The sequence below is a fragment of the Pseudomonas sp. GW821-FHT09A09 genome (genome assembly GCF_059418405.1).
Genome location: NZ_JBWKPU010000072.1, coordinates 1 through 10446, shown reverse-complemented (window position 1 = coordinate 10446; position 10446 = coordinate 1). Strand labels below are relative to the sequence as shown.

Here is a 10446-nt window from a genome sequence, read left to right as displayed (position 1 = left end):
CGACTGCCCGGTCTCAGCGGCCGTGGCTGTCGGTGTAGGCCAGCAGGGCCAGGAAGCGGGCGCGCTCGATAGCGGTGTGTCAGTTGGCTAATTTGTTTCTGATATACCGCCATCGCAGGCAAGCCAGCTCCCACATTCGATCTCCTGTGTTTGATCTATTGGGCCAACCAACCGCCATCAATGTTCCACGCCGCACCCCGCACCTGGCTGCCAGCCTCACTGCACAGGAACAGCACCAGTTCACCCAACTGTGGCGGCGTCACGAACTCCAGCGACGGCTGCTTCTCCGCCAGCAAATCATGCTGCGCCTGCTGCGGGTCGACGCCGTTGGCCGCGCGGTCATCAATCTGCTTCTGCACCAGCGGCGTCAGCACCCAGCCCGGGCAGATGGCGTTGCAGGTGACGTTGCTGGTGGCCGTCTCCAGGCCCACCACTTTAGTTAGCCCAATGACGCCATGCTTGGCCGCCACGTACGCCGCCTTGCCCACCGAACCGACCTGGCCATGCACCGAGGCGATATTGACGATGCGCCCCCAGCCCTTGGCCTTCATGCCCGGCAGGCTCAAACGCGTGCTGTGGAACACCGACGACAGGTTGATCGCGATGATCGAATCCCAGCGTTCGGCCGGGAAGTCTTCCACCGCCGCCACATGCTGGATGCCGGCGTTGTTGACCAGGATGTCCACGCCGCCGAACTCACGCTCGGCGTAGGCGATCATGTCGGCGATCTGCGCCGGGTCGCTGACGTCGGCCGGGTGGTGCCCGACCTTGCCGCCAAAGGCTTGCACCTGGGCAATCACCGCGCTGGCGTCGCCGAAGCCGTTAAGGATCAGATTGGCGCCGGCCTTGGCCAGGCTCAGGGCAATCCCCAGGCCGATGCCGCTGGTGGAGCCAGTGACCAGGGCGGTCTTGCCATTCAACGTCGTCATACAAACCTCACACAATGCCGGTGGCGTAGAAAGTACCGATCACCACGAACACCGCGAGGGTCTTGATGATCGTGATGCCGAAAATGTCCTTGTAGGCTTCGCGGTGCGTCAGGCCGGTGACTGCCAGCAGCGTGATCACCGCGCCGTTGTGGGGCAGGGTGTCCATGCCGCCGCTGGCCATGGCCGCGACGCGGTGCAGCACTTCAAGGGGGATATTGGCCGCATGGGCCGCCGAAATAAAGCTTTCGGACATGGCCGCCAGGGCGATGCTCATGCCACCGGATGCAGAACCGGTGATACCGGCCAGAAGGGTCACGGTAATCGCCTCGTTGACCAGCGGGTTGGGGATGCCCTTGAGCCAGTCCGCCAGCACCAGGAAGCCCGGCAGCGAGGCGATCACCGCACCAAAGCCGTATTCCGAGGCGGTGTTCATCGCCGCGAGCAGCGCACCGCTGACCGCGCTTTTGCTGCCTTCGGCGAGCTTGCTCTTGATGGCCGACCAGCCGAACACCAGCACCATCAAGATGCCCACCAGCAACGCGGCCTGCACCGCCCAGATTGCGGTGAGCTTGGCAATTTCAGTGGTCACCGGCGCGCTCATGCCGGGCAGCGCGAGGCTGTGGGTCTTGCCGTACCACTGCGGGATCCAGTGGGTGAACAGCAGGTTCATCACACCCACCAAAATTAGCGGCGACAGCGCCACCCACGGGTTGGGCAGCGCCAGGTTGTCGGCGGTTTCCGGTTCGTTGCGCAGCTCGGTGCCATACCCTTCACCGGCGCGCTGCGCCTTGTTGCGTTGGCGCGCGAGGTAGAGCATGCCGGCGCAGAACACAAAGATCGTGCCGATCAGGCCCAGCCAAGGCGCGGCCCAGGCGGTGGTGTTGAAGAAGGTGCTGGGGATGATGTTCTGGATCTGCGGCGTGCCGGGCAGGGCGTCCATGGTGAACGAGAACGCACCGAGGGCGATGGTCGCCGGGATCAGGCGCTTGGGGATGTTGCTCTGGCGGAACATCTCGGCCGCAAACGGGTACACCGCAAACACCACCACAAACAGCGACACGCCGCCGTAGGTGAGCAGGGCGCACACCAGCACGATCACCAGCATGGCCTGGCGCGTGCCCAGCAGGCGGATCGCTGCGGCCACAATGGAACGGGAAAAGCCCGACAGCTCGATCAGCTTGCCGAACACCGCGCCGAGCAGGAACACCGGGAAATACAGTTTGATAAAACCGACCATCTTCTCCATGAACACCCCGGTAAAGGCGGGCGCCACGGCAGACGGGTCGGTGAGCAGGACAGCGCCGAGGGCGGCGATGGGGGCAAACAGGATAACGCTATAGCCACGGTAGGCTGCCAGCATCAACAGCGCGAGGGCTGCCAGGGCAATGATCACACTCATGGTGTGTCTCCAAATCGGATTGTTATTTTTGTGGGGGTGTTGCTGTGGGGAGGGCTATAGCGAGATGCGTGCCAATAATAATAAGTTATTGAAATATAAAGATATTTTGTATTTTTTGGATGGCGATTCTGGATAGAATCTCAAATTGGAGACAAATGAAGTTTTGGGGTGGGAGCTGGCTTGCCTGCGATAGCGGTGGTTCAGCTGACCATTGGCCAACAGACAGGCCGCTATCGCAGGCAAGCCAGCTCCCACATTGGATTGTCTTTAAATTGAGATTTATGTCTCTTTAATGAGATTGGGCGATTCCCAGCGCCACCATCTTCTTGTACAGCGTCGACCGTCCAAGCCCCAAGCGCTTGGCTGCATCAACCACATTTCCCTCGCAGGCCTGCAACGCCGCTGCAATGACCTGCCGATCAAACCGCTCCCGCGCCGCGTTGAAGCTTTCGCCCTCTACCGGCGCCACCGTCGTACGCGCCACCGGCGTGAAGGTGCCGATGGCAGCGCGAATTTCCTCGGCATTCAACACCAGGTCATCACTGAGCAGCGCCGCACGCTCCAGCACATTGCGCAGCTCGCGGATGTTCCCCGGCCACGCGTGTTGTGCCAGCAGCGCCAAGGCCTCGCGGTCCAGTTCATGCTGGCTGCGCAGCTCCTCCAGGATCGCCTCGCTCAGCGCCGGAATATCTTCCAGCCGTTCACGCAAGGGCGGTACGTGGATGGGTAGTACATTCAGCCGGTAATACAAGTCGGCACGGAACTCGCCACGCTTGATCGCCGCTTCCAGGTCCATGGACGTGGCGGCAATCACCCGCACGTCGCTGTGCAGCATCTCGTTGGAGCCCACGGGCTCGAACTCCTTTTCCTGCAACACCCGCAGGAGTTTGCTTTGCAGCGGCAGGGGCATGTCGCCGATCTCATCAAGAAACAGCGTACCGCCCTGGGCGATCTGGAACTTGCCGGGACGGCCCTTGCGGTCGGCGCCGGTAAACGCGCCGGGCGCGGTGCCAAAGAACTCGGCCTCGAGCAGATCGCCCGGGATAGCCGCGCTGTTGATGCTGACAAAAGCCTTGTGCGCACGCGGTGAGGCGCCGTGTATCGCCTGAGCCAGCAACTCCTTGCCGGTGCCGGTTTCCCCCAGCAGCAACACCGGCGATTCGGCACTCGCACTGCGCCGTGCGCGACGCTTGACTTCAAGGCTGGCCGCGCTGGTGCCAATAAAGTGCGCAAAGTTGTACTTGCTCTGCCGTGAGCGCAGCAGCGAGCGGGTCGAGGCCAGTTCCTGTTGCATGCTCAGGTAGCGCTCGATCAACGGCGACAGGTTGCGCAGCTCGTCGAACAACGCAAAGCCGATCGCTCCGATCACCGCACCGGCATCGTCGTGGATTGGCAGACGCATCACCACCAGCGGGCCTTTGGGCGTGTCCTGGATATCCAGCAGGATCGGCTGGTCGCTGCGCACCACCTGGCGCAACAGGCTGTTGGAGATCACCTGCTCGCAAGGTTGGCCAATCGCCTCGTCAGCGCTCTTGAGGCCGAAACGCTTGGCGTAGCGCTCGTTCATCCAGACGATATTGGCGTCGCGATCGACAATCACCGTGCCTTCGCTGGACTGCTCGATGATCTCGAACAGCGACTGGATGGCCAGGCCGCGAACCTGCTGGTAGTCCTTGAGGCTTTCGGTGATGTTCATAGTTATGCCGTCAACACAAAATCAAAATTGGAATACGGTCCTGTAGGCGCCCGGCTTGCCGGCGATGGCGGTGTGTCAGTCGGTATATTCGGTACTGATAGACCGCTATCGCAGGCAAGCCAGCTCCCACAGGGGCAAGCGTTTACAAGGGAATGTGCGCGGCAGCCAGCAGCTCTTTGGTGTACGGATGCTGCGGGGCTTCGAACACCGTATGGCTCGCGCCACGCTCCACCACCTTGCCGTCCTTGACCACGATCATGTCATGGGCCATCGCGCGCACCACCGCCAGGTCATGGCTGATAAACAGGTAGGTCAGGCCGTACTTTTCCTGCAGCTCCCGCAACAACGCCACCACTTGTTTCTGCACCGTGCGGTCGAGGGCCGAGGTGGGTTCGTCCAGCAGCATCAGCGCTGGTTTGAGCACCAGGGCGCGGGCGATGGCGATGCGTTGGCGTTGGCCACCGGAAAACTCATGGGGGTAGCGATGGCGGCTCTCAGGGTCGAGGCCCACATCCTTGAGCACCTGGATCACCTGGGCGTCGCGGTCGGCCAGGCTGCACGGCGCATGCACTTCCAGGCCCTCACTGATGATCTGCTGCACTGACATGCGTGGGCTGAGGCTGCCGTAAGGGTCTTGGAACACCACCTGCATCTGCTTGCGCCACGGGCGCATCTGCTGGTGGTTCAGCGGGTCGAGGGCCTCGCCCTGGAAACGGATGCTGCCGGTGGAATCCAGCAGGCGCAGGATCGCCTGGCCGAGGGTGGACTTGCCCGAGCCGGACTCGCCGACAATCCCCAGGGTCTTGCCACGCTGCACGCTGAGGCTGATGCCATCCACCGCGCGCAGGTAGGTCTTGCGCTGGAACAAACCGCTGCTCAACGGGAACTGCACGGTCAGGTCGTCCACCTGCAACACCGTCTCGTGGACGTCGCTGCACAACGGTTCGCCTGCCGGTTCAGCGTCCAGCAGCAGGCGGCTGTAAGGGTGTTGCGGCGCATCGAACAGGGCCTGGCAGTCGGCTTGCTCGACGATCTCGCCGGCGCGCATCACGCACACCCGCTGGGCAATGCTGCGCACCAGGTTGAGGTCGTGGCTGATCAGCAGCAGCGACATGCCCAGGCGTTGCTGCAACGACTTGAGCAACAGCAGGATCTTACGCTGCACCGTCACGTCCAGCGCGGTGGTGGGCTCGTCGGCGATCAGCAACTCCGGCTCGCATGCCAGGGCCATGGCGATCATCACCCGTTGGCGCTGGCCACCGGAGAGTTGATGCGGGTAAGCCTTGAGGCGTTCCTGGGGTTTTTGAATGCCCACCAGTTCCAGCAGTTCGAGGATGCGCGCCTGGGCGGCCTTGCCCCCCAGGCCCTTGTGCAGCAGCAGGGTTTCGCCGATCTGCTTTTCGATGCTGTGCAAGGGGTTCAGGGACGTCATCGGCTCCTGGAAGATCATCGCAATGCGGTTGCCCCGCAGCTTCTGCAAGGTGGCGGCCGATGCGCCGATCAACTCCTGGCCGCGGTACTTGATGGAGCCGGTGGTTGCAGTGCCGGCTTCCGGCAGCAATTGCAGGATCGAGTGGGCCGTCACCGACTTGCCCGAGCCGGACTCGCCCACCAGCGCCAGGCACTCGCCGGGGCGCACGTCCAGGCACAGGTCCCGCACCACGGTCTGGCCGCTGAAGGCGACGCTGAGGTCGCGTATTTCGATCAGGTTCATAGGCGGTCACTCATGAGCGTGGGTCGAAGGCATCACGTAATGCCTCGCCGATAAAGACCAGCAGCGACAGGATCAGCGCCAGTGTGAAGAACGCCGTCAGGCCCAGCCAGGGCGCTTGCAGGTTCTGTTTGCCCTGGGCGATCAGTTCGCCCAGGGACGCGCTGCCGGCGGGCATGCCAAAGCCAAGGAAATCCAGGGCGCTCAGGGTGGAAATCGCCCCGGTCAAGATGAACGGCAGGTAACTCAAGGTGGCGGTCATGGCATTGGGCAGGATGTGCCGGCGGATGATCTTGCCATCGCCCAGGCCCAGGGCCCGTGCCGCCTTGACGTATTCCAGGTTGCGCCCGCGCAGGAACTCGGCGCGCACCACGTCCACCAGGGCCAGCCAGGAAAACAGCGCCATGATCCCCAGCAGCCACCAGAAGTTGGGTTCCACGAACCCCGACAGGATGATCAACAGGTACAGCACCGGCAGCCCAGACCACACTTCCAGTACGCGCTGGCCGAGCAAGTCCACCCAGCCGCCGTAATAGCCTTGCAGCGCGCCGGCCGCGACACCGATGGCGGCGCTGATGGCGGTGAGTGCCAGGGCAAACAGGATCGACACCCGCGCACCGAAGATCACCCGCGCCAGCACATCCCGCGACTGGTCATCGGTGCCCAGCCAGTTCACCGCCGACGGCGGGCTGGGGGCAGGGCGGGTCAGTTCGTAGTTGGGCGTGTCTTCACTGAAGGGGATCGGCGGGAACAACATCCAGCCGCCGTCGTGTTCGATCAGCTTTTTCACGTAGTCACTGCGGTAGTCGGCCTGGAATGGCAGCTGCCCGCCGAACTGCTGCTCGGTGTAGCGCTTGAACACCGGGAAATACAGCTCGTTCTTGAAACTCAGCACCAGGGGTTTGTCATTGGCGATCAGCTCGCCGCCCAGGGTCAGGATAAACAGGCCGATGAACATCCACAGCGACCACCAGCCGCGGCGGTTTTTCTTGAACCGTTCGAAACGCCGACGCGCCACAGGAGACAAATTGAGCATCAGGCGTTCCTCGCGGCGAAGTCGATACGCGGGTCCACCAGGGTGTAGCAGAGGTCACCGATGAGTTTGATCAAGAGGCCGAACAACGTGAAGATAAACAGCGAGCCGAACACCACCGGATAATCCCGGGAGAGGGCGGCCTCGTAGCTCATGCGCCCCAGACCATCAAGGGAAAAGATCACCTCGATCAGCAAGGAGCCGGCGAAGAACACCGCGATAAACGCCTGGGGAATGCCGGAAATCACCAGCAGCATGGCGTTGCGAAACACATGGCCATAAAGCACACGGCGCTCACTCAAGCCTTTGGCGCGGGCGGTCACCACGTACTGGCGCGTGATTTCATTGAGGAACGAGTTTTTGGTGAGGATGGTCAAGGTCGCAAACCCGCCGATGACCAGCGACGTCACCGGCAATACCAGGTGCCAGAAGTAGTCGGCGACCTTGCCCACGGTGCTCAGTTCTTCGAAGTTTTCCGAGACCAGCCCGCGCACGGGGAACCAGTTCAACGACGTGCCACCGGCAAACACCACGATCAGGAACATCGCAAACAGAAACGCCGGCATCGCGTAGCCGATCACGATGGCGGTGCTGCTCCACACGTCAAAGCTGCTGCCATGGCGTACCGCCTTGCGGATACCCAACGGGATCGACACCAGGTAGGTGATTAAGGTGGCCCACAGGCCCAGGGAGATGGTGACGGGCATTTTTTCCAGGATCAGGTCGATCACCGTCTTGCCGCGAAAGAAGCTGTTGCCGAAATCCAGCTTTGCGTAGCTTTTGAGCATCAGCCACAGGCGTTCCGGTGCCGGCTTGTCGAAGCCGTATTGTTTTTTGATGTCCTGGATCAGTTTCGGGTCCAGGCCACGGCTGGCGCGGGACCCCGTGCCGGCACCGTCCCCGCCGGAGCCGCCGACGCCACCGCCGCCGATCCCTTGCAGGTGGGCGATGGCCTGTTCCACCGGGCCGCCGGGAGCGGCCTGCACGATCACGAAATTCACCAGCAGGATGATCACCAGCGTCGGGATGATCAGCAGCAAACGCCGCACGATATAGGCAAACATCAGCGGGGCCCTCCGCGTTTTTTCAGCTCGGCTTGCATCTGTTCATTGGTCAGCGGCACTGGGCTGATTTCCCACCAGGTTTCCAGGGCTTCGTCGTTCTTGGCTTCAACGGCCGGGCGACCGAAGCGGTTCCACCAGGCAGCGGAGGTGCCGGGTGGGTAGTAGTTGGGAATCCACAGGTAATTCCATTGCAGCACCCGGTCCAGCGCATGGGCGTAGGTGAGCATCTGCGCCTGGGTGTTGGCCTTGACCAGGCCCTGGATCAAGCTGTCGACGGCCGGATCCTTGAGCACCATGTAGTTGTTGGCGCCCGGGTCATAAGCGGCCGCCGAGCCGAAGTAGTTGTACAGCTCCATGCCCGGCGAAGTGGTGACCGGGAAACCGATGACGATCATGTCGTAGTCACGCGCCATGATCCGGTTCACGTATTGCGACGAGTCGATGCGGCGGATATTCAGGGTGATGCCGATCTGTGCCAGGTTGCGTTTGTACGGCAGCAACAGGCGTTCCATGCCGGCCTGGGCATTGAGGAAGGTGAACTCCAGCGGCTCGCCGTCGGCGTTCACCAATCTGTCGCCCTTGGGTTTCCAGCCGGCCTGCTCCAGCAGCGCCAGGGCTTGCAATTGTTTATCGCGAATCATGCCGCTGCCGTCAGTGACGGGCGCCTTGAACACCTGGGTGAACACCTCGTCGGGGATCTTCCCGCGCAGCGGTTCGAGGATGGCCAACTCTTCTTTGGTCGGCAGTTGGCTGGCAGCCAGCGGGCTGTTGGAGAAGAAACTCTGCTGGCGGATGTACATATTGCGCATCATCTGCCGGTTGGCCCACTCGAAGTCCCACAGCATCGCCAGGGCCTGGCGCACGCGGCGGTCCTTGAACATCGGTTTTTGCACGTTGAACACATAACCCTGGGCCGGCTGCGGCATCTCTTTGGCCAGGTGGTCGCGTTGCAGGCGGCCATCATCGAGGGCCGGGCCGTTGTAGCCGATGGAATAGCCGGTGGCGGAGAACTCGCGGTTGAAGTCGTAGGCGCCGCCACGGATCACCTGGCGCGCCACTTCAGTGTCGCCGAAGTACTCCAGGCTCAGGTGGTCGAAGTTGTACAGGCCACGGCTGACGGGCAGGTCCTTGCCCCACCAGTTGGGGTCGCGGGTGAAGGTGATGGTGCTGCCGGAATCGATCTTGCTGATCGTGTAGGGGCCACTGCCGAGGGGGGCTTCATAGCCGCCGCCGTTGGCGAAGTCGCGGGTTTTCCACCAGTGCTCGGGGAACACCGGCAGGGTGGCGATATCCAGGGGCAGGGTGCGGTTCTCGTTGCTGGAAAAATCGAAGCGGACCTGGCGCTCGCCTTCGACCTCGACGTGCTTGACGTCGGCGAACAGCGTGCGGAAACGCAGGCTGCCCTGGGTCATCAACAGGTCGAAACTGTAGCGCACGTCTTCGGCGGTGATGGGCGTGCCGTCGGCAAAGCGTGCCTTGGGGTTCAGGTAGAAGCGCAGCGACAGGCCGTCGTCGGCGCGTTCCATTTTTTCGGCCACCAGGCCGTACACCGTGTAGGGCTCATCCAGGGAGCGTTGGGCCAGGGGCGCATACAGCCAGCCGTCGACCTGGGACACGCCGATGCCTTTGTCGATATACGGCAGCACGTGGTCGAAACGCCCGATCTCGATGGCGGAGCGCTTGAGGCTGCCGCCCTTGGGGGCGTTGGGGTTGGCATAGTCGAAATGGGTGAAACCGGCGGGGTACTTGGCCGGTTCGCCGTATACCGTGAGGTAAGTCTGCGGGGCCGCGATCACGGCCGAACTGGCCAACAGCAGGGCCAGGGCAGAGCTGAGCAGGGGGATGGAAAAAGCCAATCGCATTATCAGCCTTGAGCGCCGGGTGAACAGGAATAAGGATTTGTACGCTAACGGCGTGAGCGTCGCCAGTCATCACATGCACAACGGCCCACCAGAGGGCGGGCCGTTGTTTATAGCATCAATGCAGACAGGATCAGTCCTGGCGGCTGGTGACTTCCAGCAGGTGGTAACCGAACTGGGTTTTCACCGGGCCTTGCACGGTGTTGACCGGGGCGCTGAACACGACGGTGTCGAATTCCTTGACCATCTGGCCTGGACCGAACGAACCCAGGTTGCCGCCGTCGCGGCTGGAAGGGCAGCTGGAGTTGGCTTTGGCGATCTCTGCGAAATCGGCGCCGCCTTCGATTTGGGCCTTGAGTTCGTTGCACTTGTCTTCAGTGGAAACGAGGATGTGACGGGCGGTGGCTTTGGCCATGGGGAGTAACTCCTTGAGTAAAAAGGGTGAGCCTACCGGATTCAGGCGGTTATTTCCTGGCAAAGTTCCCATGGATTGTTTGAGCGGCCTTTGGCTTGCCTACAACGTTGGAGGGTGTACCGAACCTGTGGGAGGGGGCTTGCTCCCGAAGGCGATAGCATTGCCTCATCAGGATCTGGCTGGTAGGAGCCGGCTTGCCGGCGATGGCTATGTGTAGGGCGCTGGAGCTTTTTGGTCGGAGTACATATCCGTTTTTTCGGTAGTGGCGGCTTATGGTTCCGCCCTTACGGCGGCTCACTTTGGAAAAGCCGGAATGCCGGCCCAGCCCAAAGTAAGCAAA

General features: G+C 62.1%; 8 protein-coding genes. All 8 read right to left on the bottom strand.

Going from position 1 to position 10446, the window contains the following annotated elements:
- Positions 1–155 precede the first annotated feature (155 nt).
- Entirely contained in the window at positions 156–929 is a 774-nt protein-coding gene (locus AC07OV_RS30310; protein WP_046034061.1) for a 3-hydroxybutyrate dehydrogenase, read from the bottom strand.
- A gap of 7 nt (positions 930–936) precedes the next feature.
- Positions 937–2328 (bottom strand): GntP family permease, encoded by a 1392-nt coding sequence (locus tag AC07OV_RS30305; RefSeq protein ID WP_494999030.1) that lies wholly within the window; start codon positions 2326–2328, stop codon positions 937–939.
- A 289-nt stretch (positions 2329–2617) separates the two neighbouring features.
- A complete protein-coding gene (locus tag AC07OV_RS30300) occupies positions 2618–4024 on the bottom strand; it encodes a sigma-54 interaction domain-containing protein (RefSeq protein WP_494999029.1) in 1407 nt (468 codons plus the stop codon).
- Between the two features lie 142 nt (positions 4025–4166).
- Positions 4167–5738: an ABC transporter ATP-binding protein gene (locus tag AC07OV_RS30295; protein ID WP_495093596.1), complete on the bottom strand. Its 1572-nt coding sequence runs from the start codon at positions 5736–5738 to the stop codon at positions 4167–4169.
- Positions 5739–5748: 10 nt separating this feature from the next.
- Positions 5749–6771 (bottom strand): ABC transporter permease, encoded by a 1023-nt coding sequence (locus AC07OV_RS30290; RefSeq protein WP_495093595.1) that lies wholly within the window; start codon positions 6769–6771, stop codon positions 5749–5751.
- On the bottom strand, positions 6771–7832 hold the full coding sequence (locus AC07OV_RS30285; RefSeq protein WP_495093594.1) for a microcin C ABC transporter permease YejB: 1062 nt from the start codon (positions 7830–7832) through the stop codon (positions 6771–6773). The genes AC07OV_RS30290 and AC07OV_RS30285 overlap by 1 nt, the downstream gene beginning before the upstream one ends.
- Complete coding sequence (locus AC07OV_RS30280; protein WP_494999027.1) at positions 7832–9694, bottom strand: extracellular solute-binding protein; 1863 nt, start codon at positions 9692–9694, stop codon at positions 7832–7834. Before AC07OV_RS30280 ends, AC07OV_RS30285 begins: the two co-directional genes overlap by 1 nt.
- Positions 9695–9824: 130 nt before the next feature.
- Positions 9825–10106 carry a peptidylprolyl isomerase gene (locus AC07OV_RS30275; protein WP_010210937.1) on the bottom strand — a complete coding sequence of 94 codons (282 nt, stop codon included), beginning with the start codon at positions 10104–10106 and terminating at the stop codon, positions 9825–9827.
- Between the last annotated feature and the right edge of the window lie 340 nt (positions 10107–10446).